Source organism: Pseudomonas taiwanensis DSM 21245 (genome assembly GCF_000425785.1).
GTDB lineage: Bacteria > Pseudomonadota > Gammaproteobacteria > Pseudomonadales > Pseudomonadaceae > Aquipseudomonas > Aquipseudomonas taiwanensis.
In genome coordinates this window covers 53,020-71,406 of sequence record NZ_AUEC01000032.1, presented here as the reverse complement: position 1 = coordinate 71,406, position 18,387 = coordinate 53,020, and the positions used below count along the sequence as shown (strand labels likewise).

Below are 18,387 nucleotides of genomic sequence, written 5' to 3'. Positions count from 1 at the left end.
CGACAGCTTCACGTCACGGACGGTGTACTTCTCGCCCTCGTTGACGTTGACCGTGATGTAGACGTGCTTCTTGTCCGGGGTGATGGACACCTGGGTGGAGGCGATGTCCATGTTGATGTAGCCGCGGTCCAGGTAGTAGGAACGCAGGCGTTCCAAGTCACCGGAGAGCTTCTCGCGGGCATACTTGTCATCGTTCTTGAAGAACGACAGCCAGTTGGTGGTCTTGAGCTCGAACAGCTGCGCCAGCTCTTCATCGTCGAACACGGTGTTGCCGACGATGTTGATGTGCTGGATGGCCGCCACGGTGCCTTCGTTGATCTTGATCTTCAACGCCACACGGTTGCGCGGCTGCGGCACCACCTCGGCGTCGACCTCGGCCGAGTAGCGGCCCTGGGCCACGTACTGGCGCTGCAGTTCGTTACGCACGCCTTCGAGGGTGGCTCGCTGGAAGATCTCGCCTTCGGCCAGGCCCGACTGCTTCAGGCCCTTCATCAGGTCTTCGGTGCTGATCGCCTTGTTGCCTTCGATCTCGATGCTCGACACCGAGGGGCGCTCGACCACGTTGATGATCAGGACATTGCCGTCGCGGTTCAGCTGGATGTCCTGGAAGAAACCGGTCTTGAACAGCGAGCGGGTGGATTCCACCAGGCGTCGGTCATCGGCCTGATCGCCCACGTTCAGGGGCAAGGCGCCAAAGACGCTGCCGGCGGACACCCGCTGCAGGCCGTTGACGCGGATGTCAGCGATCTTGAAGGCTTGCGCTTGGGCCAGGGAGGCGTGGAGCAGCAGGATCGACAACATCAGGCGCGGGTAATTCATGGGTGGGTTCCACACAGGCGTATTCAAAGGGCGGGGCCAGCCAGGCCAGCGGGCGATGAGCATACGGGTGGGGTGTGTTCGGCGCGGTTAACCAAGGGTAAAGATGTGTAAAGTTTGCTGGCCTGGCGGTGACAGTAAGCGCCCGTGCAGGGATCATGGCGCCCAGTAGAACCTGCCGAAGCGTAACCTTGATGATCCCCGTGCTGTTGGTCGATGACGACCGTGAATTGACCGATATGCTTGCTCAGTACCTGGCCCGCGAGGGGTTTTGCGCCACCTGCAGTGCCACCGGCGCGGAGGGTGAGGCACTGGCCCTGAGCGGGCGTTTTCATATGGTGGTGCTCGATGTGATGCTGCCGGACTTCTCGGGCATCGAGGTACTGCGCCGCATCCGTGCACGCAGCCAGGTTCCGGTGTTGTTGCTCACCGCTCGTGGTGACAACATCGACCGCATTGCCGGGCTGGAACTGGGCGCCGATGACTACGTGCCCAAGCCCAGCTCGCCGGGCGAGTTGGTGGCGCGGCTGCGGGCGATCCTGCGCCGGGTGCAGCCACAGTTGATTGGCGATAACGCTATTCCCGATGCCATCAGCAGCGGCGCCTTGACCCTCTGGCCGAGTCGTCGGCAGGCGCTGTGGGAGGGGCGTAACCTTGAGCTGACCGGCACCGAGTTCAGCCTTCTGGAGGTGCTGACGCGCCAGGCTGGTCAGTTGGTCAGCAAGCAGAACCTGTCGCTGGATGCCCTGGGCCGCCCGTTGACCCGGTATGACCGGCGTATCGACGTACACGTCAGCAGTATCCGCCACAAACTGGGCCCGCGGCCTGACGGCAGCAGCTGGATTCGTAGCGTGCGGGGCATGGGCTACATGCTGATCGCCGAATGATGCGTCGGCGTCTGTTCTGGAAGCTGTTTCTGGCGTTCTGGCTGGCCAACTGCCTGACTTTCCTGGTAGGTGCAGGCGCCTTCATGCTCGACGAGCTGCGCGGTGACAACCCAGCGCTGAGAACATTGCTTGGCACCGAACTGCACTTGCTGCAGCGATTTGGCGAGCAGGCTGGGCGCCAACTGCTGGAGGTTTCGCCACAGCCGCCTGACGTACAGATTGGCCTGTACGATGCCCAGGGCCGATTGCTGGCTGGCAAGCCGGTGCAGGTGGTGCGGTTCGAGCAGTCGGTGCTTGACCGTGATGGTCGCTTGCTGCTGTTGCGCGCCTCGGTGCCCAGTGTCTCCGGCCAAGGGCCACCGCCACGCGGGCTGGGCCCTTTGGTCACCGGGACCCTGATGAGTGCCCTGTTCGCCCTGCTGTGCAGCTTGTACCTGACCCGGCCGTTGGCTTGGCTGCGCGAAGCGATGGGGCAGGTCGCCCAAGGCCGCTTCGAAGTGCGGGTTCGGCCGCGCCTCGGGCGACGCCGCGACGAGATCGTCGATCTGGCCGAAGACTGCGACCGCATGGCCGGCCAACTGAAGACGCTGGTGGAAGCGCAACAGCACCTGCTGCACGATATTTCCCATGAACTTCGCTCACCGCTCACGCGCCTGAATGCGGCCATCGGCCTGATGCGCCAACAACCGGACCGGCGCGAGATGATTGCACGCATCGAACGCGAGTCACGGCGAATGGACGACCTGATCGAGCAGCTGTTGACCCTGGCGCGTGCCCAGTCCCCCCACGACAGCGGCATTTACGAGGCGCTGGACGCAGTGGAGCTGCTGGCGCAGATCGTAGAGGACGCGCGTTTCGAGGCGGGTATCAAGCAGTGCCAGGTGCTGCTGGTGGCACCGCAACCATTTATCACGGTCGGACATGAAGAGCTGTTGTACCGGGCCTTCGAAAACGTTATCCGCAATGCGGTGCGGTACACGGCACCAGGCACCGAGGTGCGGGTAGAGGCAAGCCTGTTGGCCGACGGTGAACGGCTACAGGTCAGCATCAGTGATCATGGGCCAGGGGTTGCCCCAACACGACTGGAGAGCATCTTCCAGCCGTTCGACCGGGGGGCTGACAACGGCGGTGACGGCTTTGGTCTGGGCTTGGCCATTGCGCGACGGGCCATCGAACTGCACCACGGCAGTATCAGTGCCCAGGCAGCCGATGACAGGGGGTTGATGGTGCGCATCGAGCTGCCCCAGTTGCAGGGGCTGCGAGCGCGTTCGCGTGGCGACGAGCACAACCTTTGGTGAGGATCATCCCGTGCCCCGGAGCCATGCTCGGAACGGTGCTCTGCGATTCCTAGGTGGACGTCAGGGGTGCCTAAGCGTTGGCCTGGGCACCCTGGTTTTCAGGCCTCGGTCGGTTCGCGGCGATAGGCGTAGGTTTCGGCAAAGCGCGAAAGCATGTAGTCGCTACAGGAAATCGGCGGGTACTTGGCAGGGTTGTGCTCACTTTGGCAGCCGGGCAGGCAACTGATCTCGGTGTCCGGGTGCGGCTCTGCGAAAAACGGCATGGCGTAACGATCCACGCCCACGGGGCTGATCACCCGGTGGGGCGTTGATTTGTAACGGTCATTGCTCCAGCGCGCCATCATGTCGCCGATGTTGACCACATAGGTGCCTTCGATCGGCGGTGCGTCGACCCACTGGCCACGCACATCCTGCACCTGCAGGCCGCCAATGTCGTCCTGATACAGCAGGGTCACGCAGCCGTAGTCGGTATGCGCGCCGGCACCTTGTTGTTCGGCACGGGTAGCGGCCTGGCGCGGAGGGTAGTGGATCATGCGGAACACGCTGATCGGGTCGGCGAAGCGTCGGTCGAAGAAATCGTCCTCGATGCCCAAGGCCAGGGCCATGGCACGCAACAGGGTCAGCGACAGCGCATGCATATCCTGGTAGTGGCATTGCACCAGGGCTTCCCAGCCCGGGATGTCCGGGTGGCGATTGGGCCCACGCAGCGGTTTGCCCGCTAGCACGTCGGGGTGGTCGGCGGGCAGGTGCAAGCCCATGTCGAAGGTTTCCTTGAGGTCGCTGGGCTTGGTGGGGTCCAGCTGCTCGGTGGCGATGGCGCCGTAACCACGGTGGTGGGTGGACCGGGTGATGTCGATTTGCAGTTTTTGCTCATCGGGACGGGCGAAGAAGTCGACTGCAGCGGCCTTTAGCTCGGCGATGCGCGAAGGTGCAATGGGGTGGCCCTTGATGTAGTAAAAGCCCCACGCTCGGCAGGCGTGGTCGATCTGCCGGGCAACGTCCATCCAGGCGTTGCGGTCATTGCTGTACAGCGGGGCGATGTCGATGATGGGCAGCGTGTTCATGGTGGCTCCGGGGGTTAGGTGCTGCGAGTCTTCTCGTACCCAGGGCAGCGGAAAGGGCGCCGCTTGGGCGCCCTGGTGCGCGGTTCTTTCACGATGGAAAGGGACGGCGCGTGTTGCGTCGGTCACTGCGGCAGGTTGGCGGTGATGCCCTTGACGTAGTAGTTCATGCCCGCCAACTCGGCATTGCTGGCCACTGCGCCAGCGGGAATCCGTACCTCGCCTTTCTGGTCCATGATCGGGCCGGTGAAGGGGTGGAAGGCGCCGCTCTTGATACCGGCGATGATCTGCTCGGCTTCTGCTCTCACATCGGCAGGCACCAGGTCGCTGATCGGCAACTCGATGGTGCCTTCGGCCAGGCCGCCCCAGTAGTCCTCGGGCTTCCAGTCGCCATCCATCACTGCCTGGGTGCTGCGGATATAGTGCGGGCCCCAGTTGTTGACGATGGAGGTCAGCACCGCCTTCGGCCCGAAGTGGGCCATGTCCGAGGCGTAGCCAATCGAGTAAACGCCACGGCGTTCGGCGGTCTGGATCGGTGCTGGGCTGTCGGTGTGCTGGAACACCACGTCAACGCCTTGGTCGATCAGGGCGTTGGCGGCATCGGCTTCTTTGCCTGGGTCGAACCACGAGTTGACCCAGACCACCTTGATCTCGGTACCGGGGTTGTACTTGTCCAGGGCCAACTGGATCGCGTTGATGTCGCGAATGACTTCAGGAATCGGGAACGAGGCGATATAGCCGATCTTCCTGGTCTTGGTCATCTTGGCGGCGAGGAAACCGGCGACGTAGCGACCCTGGTACGACGTCGAGAGGTAAGTGCCGACGTTCTTGTCCTGCTTGTAGCCGGTGGCGTGCTCGAACGTGACCTTGGGGAATTGCTTGGCGACCTTGATGGTGGGGTTCATGTAGCCGAACGAGGTGGTGAACACCAGGTTGTAGCCGCCCTTGGCCATGTTGCGGATCACCCGCTCCGCGTCGGCGCCCTCGGCTACGTTCTCGACATAGCTGGTCTGCACCTTGTCGCCGAACTGCTTGATCAGTGCCTGGCGGCCTTGTTCGTGCTGGTAGGTCCAGCCGTGGTCGCCAATGGGGCCGATGTAGACGAAACCGACCTTGAGCGGGTCGGCAGCCTGGGCGCCGAGAGTAGCGGCCAGGCCAAGGGCGGCAGCGACACCGCGTACCAGGCTTTTCAGGGAAGGGATGGACATAGGGTTGGGGCTCCGTGTCTGTCGTATTGTTCTATTGGGCCGAAGTTGGCATTCGGCTTGTTGCAAAAAATTGACCAAGAGGACAAGAAGCCGAGAACTTTCCGCGTCCCCGCGCGAATCGCAGGGGCGCGTCGGGCAGAAAGCTGTCGGCAAGGTCAAAAAAGGTGCATGACGAGTCTGCGCCGCCTGAAACGGGTGCGCTCAGTGCCCCGCACGCCAGGGCTGGCCGAGCGACACTGGCGCGTACAGTCGGGTACGTCGTGCATCACGCGACAGCAGCACCAGCACCACGATGGTCGCCACATAAGGCAGCATCGCCAGCAGGTTCGAAGGCACACTGATGCCGACGCCTTGGGCCACCAGATGAAGGATGCTGGCCAGGCCGAACAGGTACGCCCCAAGCAGCACTCGCCAGACCCGCCAGCTGGCGAATACCACCAGGGCCAGGGCGATCCAGCCGCGGCCGGCACTCATGTTCTCTGCCCACATGGGCGTGTAGGCCAGCGACAGGTAGGCACCGGCCATGCCGGCCATGGCACCGCCGAACAGCACCGCCAGGGTGCGCACCCGCAACACCGGCAAGCCCATGGCACTGGCGGCGTTCGGGTTCTCGCCGACAGCTTGCAGAATCAGGCCCAGTCGGGTGTTGAGCAGCACCCAGGCGATAACCCCGAACAGCGTGAACGACAGGTACACCAGCACATCCTGATTGAACACCATGTGACCAATCAGGGGGATAGCGCTGAGCACAGGGATGGCCACCGGCTCGAAGCCCGTCAGCGGCTTGCCGACCCAAGCCGAACCGACGAACGCGGAAAGGCCAATGCCGAAGATGGTCAATGCAAGGCCGGTGGCTACCTGGTTGGCCTGGCAGCCCAGGGCCACCAGCGCGAACAGCGCGGCCAACAGCATACCGGCCAGGCAGGCCAGCAGTACGCCCAGCCACAGGCTGCCGGTGGAAAAGGCGACGATGAAGCCGATCACCGCGCCGAACAGCATCATACCCTCCTGTCCGAGGTTGAGTACGCCGGCTTTCTCGCACACCAGCTCGCCAAGGGCTACCAGCAGCAGCGGGGTGCCGCAGCGCACCATGGCATAAAGGATGTTACTGACAAGGTCGAGATCCATGGTCACTCCGATCAGGCGGTGGCTTGCGCGGTGTTGTTCGAGGCTACCGGCCGCAGCCAGCGGCCCAGGCGCACGCGGTAGAGAATCAGCAGGTCGCAGGCCAGCAGGAAGAACAGCATCATTCCCTGGAACAGCTCGGTCAGCGATTGCGGCAGGTTCAGGGCCATCTGGGCGTTTTCGCCGCCAAGGTAGAGAAGGGCCATGAGCAGGCCCGCGATCACGATGCCCAGCGGGTTGAGGCGGCCAAGGAAGGCCACGGTGATTGCCGCGTAGCCATAGCCTGGCGAAACTTGCGGTACCAGTTGGCCGATGGGGCCGGTCACCTCGCAGACCCCGGCCAGGCCTGCGAGCGCGCCGCTGATCAGCAGGGCCAGCCAGACCAGGCGCTTTTCGCGAAAGCCCATCAGCCCGGCGGCCCGGCTGTCCAGCCCCAGAACCCGTACCTGAAAGCCCATGAAACTGCGTGATAGCAGCACCCACACCGCGACGGCGGCCAGCAGTACCAGGTAGACCCCGGCGTGCAGGCGCACATCCTCGAACAGCGTCGGCAGCCGACTGGCCTCGCCGAACATGGCCGACTGCGGGAAGCTGTAGCCGTCGGGGTCCTTCAGTGGGCCGTGCACGAAGTACAACAGCAGGTTCAAGGCTATGTAGTTCAGCATGATGGTGGTGAGGATCTCGTTGGCGTTGAAGTGCGTACGCAGCCATGCAGCCATTGCGGCCCAGGCTGCCCCAGCCAGCACGCCGGTCGTGATCACCAGCACCAATGCCCACGGCGAGGTCCAGTCGATGATGTTCACTGCCAGTGCACTGCCGGCCAGGGCGCCGATCAGTAGCTGGCCTTCGGCGCCGATGTTCCAGATGCGCGCCTGATAGGCCACCGACAGGCCCAGGGCGCACAACAGGATGGGGATGGCCTTGATCAGCAGCTCGCTCAAGCCATACAGGTCCTGCACCGGTTCGATGAGCAAGGTGTGGAAGGCCGCCAGTGGGTCGTGGCCGAGAGCGGCGAACAACAGGGCGCCGCTGAGCAGTGTCAGCAGGCCGGCCAGCAGCGGTGAGAGCAGCAGGTGGCGACGCGATTGCTGCAGACGAGGTTCGAGGGTCAATAGCATGGGTTTCTCTTCAGGCTGCAGCTGGGTTATCGAATTGTCCGGCCATCCAGCGGCCGACTTCGGTCAGGGTGGTCTGCGCGGTAGCCTTGAGCGGCGACAGGCGGCCACCGCACAAGGCACCGAGACGGTCGCTGATCTGGAACAGCTCGTCGAGGTCTTCGGAGATCACCAGAATCGACGCACCGGCATCGCGCAGGGCGATCAGCTCGCGGTGAATGGTGGCCGCCGCGCCGACGTCCACGCCCCAGGTAGGGTGTGCCGCGACCAGTAGCTTGGGTTGCTGCAGCACTTCACGGCCGAGGATGAACTTCTGCAGGTTGCCGCCGGACAGGCTGCGTGCAGGGGTATGGATGTCCGGGGTCTTGACCCCGAAGCGCTGGACGATTCGCTGGGCCAAGGCCTGCACGCGGTTGCGGCGGACCATGCCGTGCTCTACCAGCTCTTGGTGGAAGGAGGACAGCAAGGCGTTGTCGGCAAGGCTCATGTCAGGCACCGCGCCGTGGCCCAGGCGCTCGGCTGGGACAATGGCCATGCCCAGGCGGCGACGTTCGTCCGGATGCAGGTGAGCCATTGGCTGTTGGTCGAGGGTGAGGCGTTCGCGTTCGCTGCGCGGCAGACGGGCTTCGCCGGACAACAGCGCCAGCAGTTCATCCTGCCCGTTTCCGGCGACCCCCGCGATGCCGACGATTTCACCGCTAAGCACTTCCAGCCGCACTTGGCTTAGCGAGGTGCCGAACGGATCGGCGTTGCGCCAACTGAGGTCGTCCACGCGCAAACGGACAGGTCCGCCATCCACTTTTGGGTAGCTGGCTTCCAGGCCTTCGGCATCGCCGACCATCAACCGCGCCAGTTGCAAGTCGCTGCACTGGCGTGGCACACAGGCCCCGGCAACTCGCCCACCGCGCAAGACCGTCGCGGTGTCGCAGAGTGCGCGGACTTCGTTCAGTTTGTGGCTGATGAACAGAATGCTGCACCCTTCGGCCGCCAGGGCGCGCAGGGTGATGAACAGCTCATCGACCTCCTGGGGCGTGAGCACCGAGGTGGGCTCGTCGAGAATCAACAGGCGAATGTCCTGCATCAGGCAACGCACGATTTCCACCCGCTGACGCTCGCCAATCGACAGGCTATGCACCAGACGCTCCGGCGCCAGACCCATGCCGTAGCGCTGTGACACCTCGCGAATGCGCGGCTCCAACTGCTTCGGCGTACCGGCTTCACGACCGAGGGCCAGGGCGATGTTCTCGGCCACGCTCAGGGTTTCGAACAACGAGAAATGCTGGAACACCATGCCAATGCCCAGTGCGCGGGCTTGCGCCGGATCGCGCACCCGTACGGGCTGGCCTTGCCACAGGACTTCGCCGCTGTCTGGCGCGGTGACGCCGTAGATGATCTTCATCAAGGTGCTTTTGCCCGCGCCGTTTTCACCCAGCAAGGCATGGATTTCGCCTGGCTTGATGGTGAGGTCGACACGGTCGTTGGCCAGCGTGCCGGGGTAGCGCTTGGTGATAGCGCGCAACTCGAGACGCAAAGGTGCAGTGGCGGTGGGCATGGGCAACTCGCTGTTGGTGTGCGGTGGCAGGTCTGCTGGGTAAAGCAAAAACATGGCCAACTGGTCAGGTTGTGGCGCAAGGGCGGATGTAGAGGGGATCGAGCGCTGGCGGGGAGGGTGCGAATGGCGTACTTGCAATCGGTTGGTGCGCGTGACTGCTCCGCAATGGTGCGCATGGCGTGGTGTTTGAGCGTGCCTCAGATTGAACGCCGACTACAGGGTGGTGCGACCTTGCGAGGCTAGCGCAGGTGGGAGGCGTTATGCTGGCACCCTGGGCGGAGGCTTGCGACACTACGCCCGACGCGAAGCATTCCACATGTTCAGCCTTTGGAGCCCCCCATGATCAAAACCGGTGATCTGCTGCCTGAAGCGACCCTCCATGAGTACAGCGAGGGGCACAATGCCTGTCCAATAGGCCCGCAGGCGTTTTCGCTGCACGCGCGCTGCGCAGGCAAACGGGTGGTGATCTTCGGCTTGCCTGGTGCGTTCACTCCAACCTGTTCGCAGCGCCATGTGCCCGGATACCTGGCGGCAGCCCCGGAGCTGTTTGCCCAGGGCGTGGACGAAATCCTCTGTGTGGCGGTGAACGATGCCTTCGTGATGAACGCCTGGGGCAAGACCTTCCCGGTGCAAGGCGAGGTGGCCATGATCGCGGACGGCAACTGCGCCTTCACCGATGCCTTGGGGCTCGCCCAGGACAGCTCGGCCCGGGGAATGGGCCGCCGTTCGCAGCGCTATGCCTTGCTGGCCGATAACCTGGTGGTTCGACGCATCGAGGTTGATGCACCGGGCAAGCTGGACGTCAGCGACGCGCAGCGCATGTTGGATTTCCTACGCGAACACGACGGGGCCTGACTACCGCGCCATGGTTTGAACCTCACACCGGCCCCGCCAGCCGCTCGGTCCATAACACGAAGCGGTCCTTGCCGGTGTGCTTGGCTTCGTACAACGCCTGGTCCGCTTTGATCAGGGCCCTGGTCAAGGTGTCGCCGTCCATCACTTGGGCGAGCCCTATGCTGATGGTGACCGGGTGCGCGCCGAGATCTTCTCGCACCCTCTGGCAGAGCTTGTCGACCTGCTGCTCGGCGCCATGTTGGTCCAGGCCCTGGAAGAAAATGGCGAACTCTTCGCCGCCGAGCCTGGCGTACTCGAAGGGACCCATCGAGCTCTTGATATGGGTGGCCACGCGCTTGAGTACCTCGTCGCCGATGTCATGGCCGTACAGATCGTTCACCTTCTTGAAGTTGTCGATGTCGATCATCGCCAGGTACTGGCCGGGCTTGGCCGATTGCAGTTGCCGTTGCGCCTTGGCCATGAACGAGCGGCGGTTTGGGATGTCGGTGAGCACATCGATGTAAGCCTGGTCGAGCAGCACTTTGGACATGTAGAAGTTGTGCAGCTTGGCCTGGCGGATGCGCAGGTAGCTGTAGATCACCAGGCCACTGAGAAACACCGCATAGCTCAGCAGCATCGCGGCTTCCAGGTCGTCGAGGTCGATGTTGGTGCCATAGAAGGGGTTGAGCATCGCCCAGGTGATCGCCATGGCGCAGAAGAATGACCAGCGCCGTACCGGCAGTACCGAGGCGCTGTACAGCACGGTGGATGTACCAAGTACCAGCCATACCGGGCGCAGGGCGATCGGGATGCCATCGATGACCAGGCGCATGCCAAGGGTGATGACTGCGATGAACAGCAGGTTGAGCACATCGAAGTGGTGGCTTTTACGGGTGAAGCCAAGGATCACGGTCAGGCTGCCCATCACGGCGAGGAACAACCCGGATAGCCAGGTGAAGTCCTGATTGCCCAGGTAGCTGACAATCAGGTCGAAGATCAGCCAGATGGCAATGCTGACGCAGAAGATCAGCTGGCAGAAGCGGCGCATGGCCTCGTATTCGTGTTGGCGGAATTCGGCGCGTATGGCGGCGGGCGCGACCTGTTTGCGCACATGTTCTTCGATGGTTCTCAGCATCAAGTATTCCTTTGAGGACTGCTCTGGTCAGCACCGGCTTATCGTCGGCGATAAGGCCGCAGCCAACGACTCAATTCTGTGGCAAGACACCCCGTGCCCAAGGTCGGTAACGCAACGCGAACACCGCTTCGGCATGGCAACCGGCGGTCAGCCCAGGCTGCATCGGCTCGGCGCGGAACGTCTGTCCCGCAGCGCTGACCTGACGGAACGCTTCACGCACCACGCCCACCCGGCACGGCAGCGCCTGTTCATAGCCCTGGCGCACCAGTGCAGGCAACCGTGCGGTGCCAGCGCCATCCTGCCACCAGACCTTCAAGCCTAGCCCGGCCAGTTGATCCAGCCACGCGGCGTTGACCCTTGGTGCAAGCGTGCCGGCGCTGAAGGCGCTGATGTGCAGCGGCTTGTCTAGCTTGCGATTGAATGCTTGCAGCTGGCTGTACAGCGCCTCGCGCCGGGCGGCATCACGAAAGTGGTGGTCATCGAGTTCCATGGGCAGGTACCAGCCCGCCACCGGCAGGTCCCAGTGCTGGCGAAGGGTGTTGTATTGACTCAGCGAGCGACCTAGCTGCGCTTTCCAGTAGCTGCCCAGCCCCTCGCCATCGAGCGCGTCCAGACGCTGGTAGTAGGCCGGGTCCATGTACAGGCCAAGTACCAGTTCCAGACCTTGGGCATGGGCTTCGCGCAGGCTGCCAGCCAGCCAGCCCTGGGCGCCGCCAAACTCGCTGGTGCCGTAGGCGCTCCACTGCACGATCAGTGTCTTGCCGCCTTGCGCAACGGTGGCGTGCCACAGCTGCCGCCATTGCTCAGGGGACACAGCGGCATCGCGGTCCAGCGGTTGGTAGAACAGGCGCTGGTCGGCCGCCACGGGCAGGCACAGTGCGAGCAGGCAGACTGCCAGGATCGTTCGCATCAGAAAGTCATCTCCGCACCAAACAGCACGCCGTTGGCGCGCTCGTACAGGTTGCCGCCCAACGACTGCTGGTACTCGGCGCGCACCTTCAGCGAGCCGCGGTAAGCGTTGTAGCGGTCGTCGTCGAACCACCACTGCCAGCGCACGCCGACGCCGGTACGCAAGTCCTGACGCCAGTCGTTGCTTGGGTCCTGGCTGGAAAACTCAAGGAAGCCGTAGGGCATGATCGTCTGCGGGGACGTGCCCGGCAGTTTCCAGGCGTGGCCCTGCTGAAAACGTGATAACCAGGCATGGTCGCCCGCGCGGGTCCACCAGGCGGCATCGAGGTAAAGGAAGCGCTCGTTCCAGTCGTCCTCGTCCACCCGCCAATCGTTGCGCCAGTCGCCTTGGTCGAGGAACGAGGCTGTAGCGCGCAACAACAGGTCGTTACTGGATTCGGCGTGGCTGCGCAAGTCGCCCCAGTTGCTGCCGACCTTGCTGGGGCTGAGCAGCTCGCCCAGGCTCAGGCCGCGGTAGTGGTCGTCATCGATCTGGCGCTGATGGTACAGCTCGGCATAGAGGTTGAGGTTGGCCCGGCCAAAGGGTTTGTAGCGCAGGCCGATGCCGGTGCCCATGCTCTGGGCATACTCATTGCGACTCTGGCCACCGAACAGCACTCGACCATAGACCGACAACGTACTGCCATTGCGGCTGGGTTCTTCACCTAGCGCGTGGTCCCACATGGCCAGTTGCACGTTCTGCGACTGGGCCTTGCGCGAGGTGCCGCTACGTACGCCGTTGTCCAGGAAGCGGTCGTTGGTCGAGGTACCGGCTGGCGACCAGGTGCTGGCCAGGGTGATGGTGTCGCGCCGTGACAGGGTTTCATGGGCGCGGCGCTGGCGGTACATGCGCGCTTCAAGGCTACCGTACGCATCATCGCCGTCGACCAGATTCTGCTCCACGTCGATGACGCGGCGCAGCTCGCGCCGCGCGGAGGCACTGTCCTCCACCTCGTCATAGCGTAGCGCCAGGGTTTCGCCAAGGCGGTAGTCCTCGGGAAAATCGCGGGTCGCCTGCTCCAGGTAGGGGATGGACTGACGCCGTTGAGCCTTGTCGCTGGCGCTGGCCAAGCGCATGCCATAGTCGGCCCGGTAGCGAGGTTGGGCAGGATCCAGGCGCACGGCTTCGGCAAGCCATGCCGTGCTCTGCGCGGTGTCACCGGCGCGTTGCGCGGTATTGGAGGCCGCATAGTAGTGGTCGGCCCGTGGGCTGTGCGCCAGTGCCTGACGCTGGAAGTCCAGGGCTGTCTGGAGGTCGCCCTGTCGCTGGGCGATGGCGGCGCCCAGGGCCCAGTCGTCGGCGCTGGTGTGGGCGGCGGCGTCCCAGTAGCGTCGGGCGGTCTCGGCATCTCCGGCGTTGAGCGCACCTTGCGCGGCGGTGAGACGGGCGTTGTCGCTCCAGGCATCGCTTGGCAGGCTGCGCCAGATCGGCAAGGCAGACTCGGAGTCGCCAGCGGCTTCCAGGGCATAGGCCAGCGGCAGGCGGCTGGAGCCGGGATCCAGGCGTTCGGCGGCCTGGTAGTAGACCACGGCTTCGCCAGGTTGGTCAGGCATGGCACAGCGCCCCAGCGCGCGGTACTGGCCTGCTTCGCTGGGGTTGGCGGGAATGGCTTGGCGCACTGCATCGCACTGGCCGGCTTCGGCCAATCTACTCAGCAGTTGAGCGCGGGTATGGCTGTCGACCCTCGGGACCAGGGCAAGTACGCGCCGGGTATCGAGCGGGGCGTCGCTGCGTGCATAGAGGTTGCCCAGGCGCTGCAGCAGGGAAGGTGTCAGTCGGCCTTGGCGGCGGTCGAAGGCCTGCTCGATCAGTTGGCGGGCGCGTGAATGCTGGCCTTGCTCCATCAGCAAGAAAGTGACTTGTTCGAGCGCGGCAAGATCGCCGCTTTGCCGGTAGCGACTTTCCCATTCGCCAGCGGTGCGTGGCTGCGGCGGTTGAGGAGGGTCGCCATACAGGCGCTGCTTGAGCACGGCGTAGGCGCGGGCGTCGGTGCTCGGGGTGCAGTCCTTGAACTGTTCACGGGCAAGGTCCGGGTCGCGGCGCGACAGCCAGTCGACCGTATCCAGGCAGGGGCGTTGCAGTTCGTTGCTCAAGCGCCGAACCAGCGCGGCATCGTCGCCACCACGTGCCAGTTCCCACAATTGTTGGCGCTGCTGTGGTTGTTGCAGTTGTTCGGTGGGCAAGCTCTGCAGCCAACGTTGAGCCTGTTCGTTATGGCCCACGGCAATGGCCCGGTTGGCCATGGCCAGGCGGGCCTGATTGGCGGCTTGCGGCGATGGGGCGCTATCCAGCAACCGCGTCAGGCCTTTTTCATCCAGTTGCTGCACGTAGGCATTGGCCAGCCGTTGCCAGTCCTTGGCCGGCAGTTTGCCTTGTTCGGCCAGCGGCTCCAGTTGTTCGATGGTCTCTTTCCAGTTGCGCAGCTGCTCGGCGAAGTTGGCGCGCACCAGGCGCATGACCTGGCCGTCCTCTCTTGGCGGCAGTTGGTTCAGCCAGTCCAAGGCCCGGGCCGCACCGCCGAACTTGGCCAGGCTCAAGCTGTAGGCCTGCCACAAACGCACGCGTTGATTGCCGTCGGTGGTGGCCAGCCAACGTTCTACCTGGCTCGCCGGTGGCGGGTCTTGCTCGATCCAGGTCAGGCGAAGCTCCATCACAGCGTCGGCGAACTCGGGGCTGTCGCTCAGCGTCTGGGCAAGGGATTCGGCTTCCTTGTAGCGGCGCTGGTGGGCCAAGGCCTCCACCAGCAGGGCGCGAGCCTCGTCATTGTTGGGTACACGCTTGAGCACATGCCGGGTCAGGCGTTCCACTTCGGCCCAATTGTCCTTCTTCGCTTCGCGGTAGCTGCGCTCCATGAAGGGGTAGCTGGTAAAACGCTGGAACTCGGTCATGGGCGCGGCCAGGACGGGCACGGCGGTGGTGCACAGCAACAGGCCGATAGAGAGGGTAACGCGCGGCTTCATGCCACCTCCCGCGTCAGGTCAAAGGCGGCCTGCTGTTCGCTGGCCTGTTCGGCGAGGGCCTGTTGCAGCACCTCCTCGGTGATGATGCCGCGGGCGATCAAGTGCTCGCCGAGGCTTTGCATCTGTGGGTCGAAGTCGATCAACGCCTGGTTGAACAGGGTGACCGGGACCATGCCACGCACCTGCAGCAGTGTGCCCAGCATCACCTGGTGCTGACTGACCCGCTCTAGCAGGTCGGTATCGTCCTGGTGGCGCTCCAGCACCTGCAGCATCTCGTGGACCTCGGGCTCTTGCCAGCGGCTTGGGTAGTGATAGCGAAGGCCCAAGGTAACCCGGCCCTGTGGGGCCAGGCGGCATTTGACTGGACGCTTGAGTTGGCGACTGATGACGCCGAGCGATACCTGGCTGACCGGGCTTTCGCTGGCCAGGATCAGGGTGTCGCCGTCTTCGGCTACTGGCAGGACACCATAGTGCGTTGCCAGCTTGCGGGGCAGCTTGGCGATCAGTTGCCGATCGAGCTTGAACGGGTTCAGCGGTGCCCAGGGCAGGTCCAGCTGCTCGGCCAGGGCTTCGACCAGTTGTTCGCTGTTGATCCAGCCGCGCAGCAGCAGCTCGCGGCCAAGGCGGCGACGTACCGGGCTGGTGATGGCTTGTTGCAGTTGTTCCTCGCTGATCAGCCCTTTGGCTACCAGGCGCTGACCCAATGGAGTACGTGCCGGCGAGGTGAGGGCGGGGAACTCATGGGTGGTCTTGTCCCAGGCGACGCGCCGCGAGTCACCCATTTCCATGACCTGGCGCAACGCGCGCAGGTTGGCAAAGAAGTTGACGAAGTTGCTCCACATCATCCGGGGCGCTGACAGCAGCCCCTCGCCGATGCCGTAGTAACGGGTGACGAACCAGCCACGCTGGAACAAGCGGTTGAGCAGCATGAACCCGTTGAGCCAGAGCAGTGTCGAGAGCAGCCAGCTGTCTCCCAGAATCGACATGAAACGCCAGGAATCGGGGGCGATCACCGTCACCAGCCACATCGCCAGCAGCACCAGGAACAGTAAGTTGACCAGGAAGCTGAGCAGGTAGGCGAACAGCCCGCGGCGGTCGCGCCAGAGGAAGTAGTTAAGCGCGCCCTTGCGGCTCCAGCCCAGGTTGCTGGTGCCCTGGAACACGATACCGACGATCCACCGAGATTTCTGGCGGATGGCATGCTGCCAGTCACGAGGAAAGTGCTCGCGCACGCAGATGACCTGGGAAAACTCGCGGCTCATGCCCACGCGCCAGTCGTGTTTGAGCGCAAGCGCCGGGTCGGTGATCGAGTAGCGGGCGAAGATGCACTTCATGCCCTTTTGCTTCAGGCGAAAGCCGATGTCGTAGTCTTCGGTGAGGCTCTGCACGTCGAAGGCGATGCCGTCACCGTCTTCGAGCAGGGCGCTGATGGCCCGGCGGCTGAAACAGGTCCCGACCCCGGCACTGGGCACCTGGCCGGTCAGTGCCTCGCGCACGATCACATCCTTGCCATGGTTCTCGGCGAACTCGTCCACATAGTGCCCGGCGGTGAAGCCTTTCCACTCCGGTGCGTAGGGGTACACCGGGATCTGGATCATGTCCTTGTTCGGCAGCAGGTAGTTGAACAGGCGCAGTTCCATGGGCGAGATCACGTCCTCGGCATCATGCAGGATGAAGCCGGCGAACTCGATGCGTGCATCGTCCTGGAACCTGAGGATGGCGTCGATGATGTTGTTCAGGCAGTCAGCCTTGCTGGTCGGGCCGGGGCGGGCACAGACCACCTTGTGGACGTTGGGATAGTGCAGGCAAACGGCATCGACATCGGCCTGGGTCTGCGGGTCGTTGGGGTAGGTGCCGACGAAGATCTGGTAGTTCTCGTAGTCGATGGTCGAGGCGGCCAGGCGGGCCATTTCACCCACCACACCGACTTCGTTCCAGGCCGGGACCATGATCGCCAGCGGTTTTTCCGGCACTTCGTACAGGCGTTTTTCGTCGGCTTTTTCGTATTTGTCATAGATCCGGAAGCGGCGGATCAGTTTTCGGCACCAATAGCAGAGGTCGATGAACAAGTCGTCCAGGCCCAGCAGAAACATCAGTGTCGCCAGGATGATGGCGAGGATTTTCAGGCCGAACAGCACATAAGTGAGGAAGTCGATGAAAGCCAGGCTCATGCGTCATCTCGTTTAACGGCGGTGGCGTCCAGCCAGTCGCTCAGGCGATCGGCGATCTTCTCGCTGGCGTGACCATCACCAAAGGGGGTGAAGACCCTGGCCATCTTGCTGTACGCCTCAGGGTCGTCGAGCAGTTGGCTGGTCTCCTTGACGATGCGTTCGGTCAGGGTACCGACCAGCTTGACCGTGCCGCCTTCGAGCACCGAGGGTCGCTCGGTCACCTTGCGCAGCACCAGCACCGGCTTGCCCAGCGCGGGCGCCTCTTCCTGCACGCCCCCGGAGTCGGTGAGGATCAGGTAGGCACGGTTCATCAGCCAGACGAAGTGCTGGTAGTCCTGGGGGGCGACCAGGTGAACGTTCTCGCGGCCCGACAGCACGCCATACACGGCTTTTTGCACCTGTGGGTTGAGGTGCACCGGGTAGACGAATTGCACGTCCGGGTAACGCAGCGCCAGTTCGGCCAGGGCCAGGCAAATACGCTCGAAGCCCGCGCCGAAGTTTTCACGGCGGTGGCCGGTGACAAGGACCATGCGCTGATCGTCGCGCAACTTGCCGAGCGGCGAGTCGGCAGCAGGGCGCCAGTGGCTGCGCGTCAGGTGTTCGCGCATCCAGAGCAGGGCGTCGATGACCGTGTTGCCGGTCACCTCGATGTGCTCCAACGGCACACCCTCGTGCAGCAGGTTGTCACGAGCCTTGGTGGTGGGTGCGAAATGCAGGTCGGCGATCACCCCGGTCAAACGTCGGTTGGCTTCCTCCGGCCAGGGTTGCTGGAGGTTGCCGGTGCGCAGCCCGGCTTCGACATGACCGATGGGGATGTGCCGGTGGAACGCTGCCAGGGCGGCGATGAAACTGGTGGTGGTGTCGCCATGGACCAGCACGATCTTGGGTTGTACCTGCTCGTAGGCTTTGTCGATCTTGTCGAGCAGATCGCGTGCCAGCCCGTTGAGGGTCTGGTTCTGGGTCATGACCTTGAGGTCCTGGTCGACGGTCAGACCGAAGGCGGTGAGCACCTGTTCAAGCATTTCCCGGTGCTGGCCGGTGGAGCAGATGTGCAGGTCGAGCGCCGGGCAATCGCGCAGTACGCGTGCCAACGGTGCCATTTTGATCGCTTCAGGGCGGGTACCGAATACCATCATGACGGTTTTGGACATCGTCGTGCTCCTCGTCCGATTCCATGTCCGAAGTTGTACGATTGCGTCGCGCTTGCAGGATTTAGATACAAGCAGGGGAACCAGAGCTTGTCCAATCCGGCAGGCGCGCTGAATGTGCACGTTGA

At 63.6% G+C, this 18,387-nt stretch carries 14 protein-coding genes; 3 read left to right on the top strand and 11 right to left on the bottom strand.

Annotation, left to right across the window (positions count from 1 at the left end; all coding sequences use genetic code 11):
* Window positions 1–819: outer membrane protein assembly factor BamA (gene bamA, locus H620_RS0115230; RefSeq protein ID WP_027907591.1), on the bottom strand; the 819-nt coding region annotated here is incomplete at its 3' end.
* Between the two features lie 191 nt (window positions 820–1,010).
* On the opposite strand from bamA, the gene H620_RS0115225 reads away from it, so the two are divergent.
* Window positions 1,011–1,703, top strand: a complete 693-nt coding sequence (locus H620_RS0115225) for a response regulator transcription factor (protein WP_023380439.1) — start codon at window positions 1,011–1,013, stop codon at window positions 1,701–1,703.
* Window positions 1,700–3,001, top strand: a complete 1,302-nt coding sequence (locus tag H620_RS25800; RefSeq protein ID WP_023380440.1) for a sensor histidine kinase — start codon at window positions 1,700–1,702, stop codon at window positions 2,999–3,001. The genes H620_RS0115225 and H620_RS25800 overlap by 4 nt, the downstream gene beginning before the upstream one ends.
* Before the next feature lie 98 nt (window positions 3,002–3,099).
* Here the strand turns inward: H620_RS25800 and H620_RS0115215 are convergent, their stop codons facing one another.
* The 5 genes from H620_RS0115215 to H620_RS0115195 all read right to left on the bottom strand — a co-directional run bounded on the left by H620_RS0115215 (window position 3,100) and on the right by H620_RS0115195 (window position 9,062).
* Window positions 3,100–4,065 (bottom strand): 2-oxoglutarate and iron-dependent oxygenase domain-containing protein, encoded by a 966-nt coding sequence (locus tag H620_RS0115215; RefSeq protein WP_023380441.1) that lies wholly within the window; start codon window positions 4,063–4,065, stop codon window positions 3,100–3,102.
* 122 nt (window positions 4,066–4,187) lie between these two features.
* Complete coding sequence (locus H620_RS0115210; RefSeq protein WP_023380442.1) at window positions 4,188–5,270, bottom strand: BMP family ABC transporter substrate-binding protein; 1,083 nt, start codon at window positions 5,268–5,270, stop codon at window positions 4,188–4,190.
* A 201-nt stretch (window positions 5,271–5,471) separates the two neighbouring features.
* Complete coding sequence (locus H620_RS0115205; RefSeq protein ID WP_027907590.1) at window positions 5,472–6,398, bottom strand: ABC transporter permease; 927 nt, start codon at window positions 6,396–6,398, stop codon at window positions 5,472–5,474.
* 11 nt (window positions 6,399–6,409) lie between these two features.
* A complete protein-coding gene (locus H620_RS0115200) occupies window positions 6,410–7,513 on the bottom strand; it encodes an ABC transporter permease (RefSeq protein ID WP_027907589.1) in 1,104 nt (367 codons plus the stop codon).
* 10 nt (window positions 7,514–7,523) lie between these two features.
* Window positions 7,524–9,062, bottom strand: coding sequence for an ABC transporter ATP-binding protein (locus tag H620_RS0115195; protein WP_027907588.1), 1,539 nt, complete (start codon window positions 9,060–9,062; stop codon window positions 7,524–7,526).
* Between the two features lie 339 nt (window positions 9,063–9,401).
* On the opposite strand from H620_RS0115195, the gene H620_RS0115190 reads away from it, so the two are divergent.
* Window positions 9,402–9,917, top strand: coding sequence for a peroxiredoxin (locus H620_RS0115190; RefSeq protein WP_023380446.1), 516 nt, complete (start codon window positions 9,402–9,404; stop codon window positions 9,915–9,917).
* A 22-nt stretch (window positions 9,918–9,939) separates the two neighbouring features.
* On the opposite strand, the gene H620_RS0115185 is transcribed toward H620_RS0115190, so the two are convergent.
* The 5 genes from H620_RS0115185 to wecB form a co-directional block, all read right to left on the bottom strand.
* Window positions 9,940–11,031, bottom strand: coding sequence for a GGDEF domain-containing protein (locus tag H620_RS0115185; protein WP_023380447.1), 1,092 nt, complete (start codon window positions 11,029–11,031; stop codon window positions 9,940–9,942).
* A gap of 70 nt (window positions 11,032–11,101) precedes the next feature.
* On the bottom strand, window positions 11,102–11,941 hold the full coding sequence (locus H620_RS0115180) for a DUF4434 family protein (RefSeq protein WP_023380448.1): 840 nt from the start codon (window positions 11,939–11,941) through the stop codon (window positions 11,102–11,104).
* Window positions 11,941–14,940 carry a phage receptor gene (locus H620_RS0115175; protein WP_027907587.1) on the bottom strand — a complete coding sequence of 1,000 codons (3,000 nt, stop codon included), beginning with the start codon at window positions 14,938–14,940 and terminating at the stop codon, window positions 11,941–11,943. The genes H620_RS0115180 and H620_RS0115175 overlap by 1 nt, the downstream gene beginning before the upstream one ends.
* Window positions 14,937–17,111 carry a cyclic di-3',5'-guanylate-activated glycosyltransferase NfrB gene (nfrB, locus tag H620_RS0115170; RefSeq protein WP_023380450.1) on the bottom strand — a complete coding sequence of 725 codons (2,175 nt, stop codon included), beginning with the start codon at window positions 17,109–17,111 and terminating at the stop codon, window positions 14,937–14,939. Before nfrB ends, H620_RS0115175 begins: the two co-directional genes overlap by 4 nt.
* Entirely contained in the window at window positions 17,108–18,262 is a 1,155-nt protein-coding gene (wecB, locus tag H620_RS0115165; RefSeq protein WP_023380451.1) for a non-hydrolyzing UDP-N-acetylglucosamine 2-epimerase, read from the bottom strand. Before wecB ends, nfrB begins: the two co-directional genes overlap by 4 nt.
* Between the last annotated feature and the right edge of the window lie 125 nt (window positions 18,263–18,387).

What these genes read in the sequence shown, in the direction of transcription:
- H620_RS0115215 (WP_023380441.1), bottom strand. Translation starts at nt 4,065, where the DNA reads ATGAACACGCTGCCCATCATCGACATCGCCCCGCTGTACAGCAATGAC.
- H620_RS0115185 (WP_023380447.1), bottom strand. Translation starts at nt 11,031, where the DNA reads ATGCTGAGAACCATCGAAGAACATGTGCGCAAACAGGTCGCGCCCGCC.
- wecB (WP_023380451.1), bottom strand. Translation starts at nt 18,262, where the DNA reads ATGTCCAAAACCGTCATGATGGTATTCGGTACCCGCCCTGAAGCGATC.
- H620_RS0115180 (WP_023380448.1), bottom strand. Translation starts at nt 11,941, where the DNA reads ATGCGAACGATCCTGGCAGTCTGCCTGCTCGCACTGTGCCTGCCCGTG.
- H620_RS0115225 (WP_023380439.1), top strand. Translation starts at nt 1,011, where the DNA reads ATGATCCCCGTGCTGTTGGTCGATGACGACCGTGAATTGACCGATATG.
- H620_RS0115175 (WP_027907587.1), bottom strand. Translation starts at nt 14,940, where the DNA reads ATGAAGCCGCGCGTTACCCTCTCTATCGGCCTGTTGCTGTGCACCACC.
- H620_RS25800 (WP_023380440.1), top strand. Translation starts at nt 1,700, where the DNA reads ATGATGCGTCGGCGTCTGTTCTGGAAGCTGTTTCTGGCGTTCTGGCTG.
- H620_RS0115190 (WP_023380446.1), top strand. Translation starts at nt 9,402, where the DNA reads ATGATCAAAACCGGTGATCTGCTGCCTGAAGCGACCCTCCATGAGTAC.
- H620_RS0115200 (WP_027907589.1), bottom strand. Translation starts at nt 7,513, where the DNA reads ATGCTATTGACCCTCGAACCTCGTCTGCAGCAATCGCGTCGCCACCTG.
- nfrB (WP_023380450.1), bottom strand. Translation starts at nt 17,111, where the DNA reads ATGAGCCTGGCTTTCATCGACTTCCTCACTTATGTGCTGTTCGGCCTG.
- H620_RS0115205 (WP_027907590.1), bottom strand. Translation starts at nt 6,398, where the DNA reads ATGGATCTCGACCTTGTCAGTAACATCCTTTATGCCATGGTGCGCTGC.
- H620_RS0115210 (WP_023380442.1), bottom strand. Translation starts at nt 5,270, where the DNA reads ATGTCCATCCCTTCCCTGAAAAGCCTGGTACGCGGTGTCGCTGCCGCC.
- H620_RS0115195 (WP_027907588.1), bottom strand. Translation starts at nt 9,062, where the DNA reads ATGCCCACCGCCACTGCACCTTTGCGTCTCGAGTTGCGCGCTATCACC.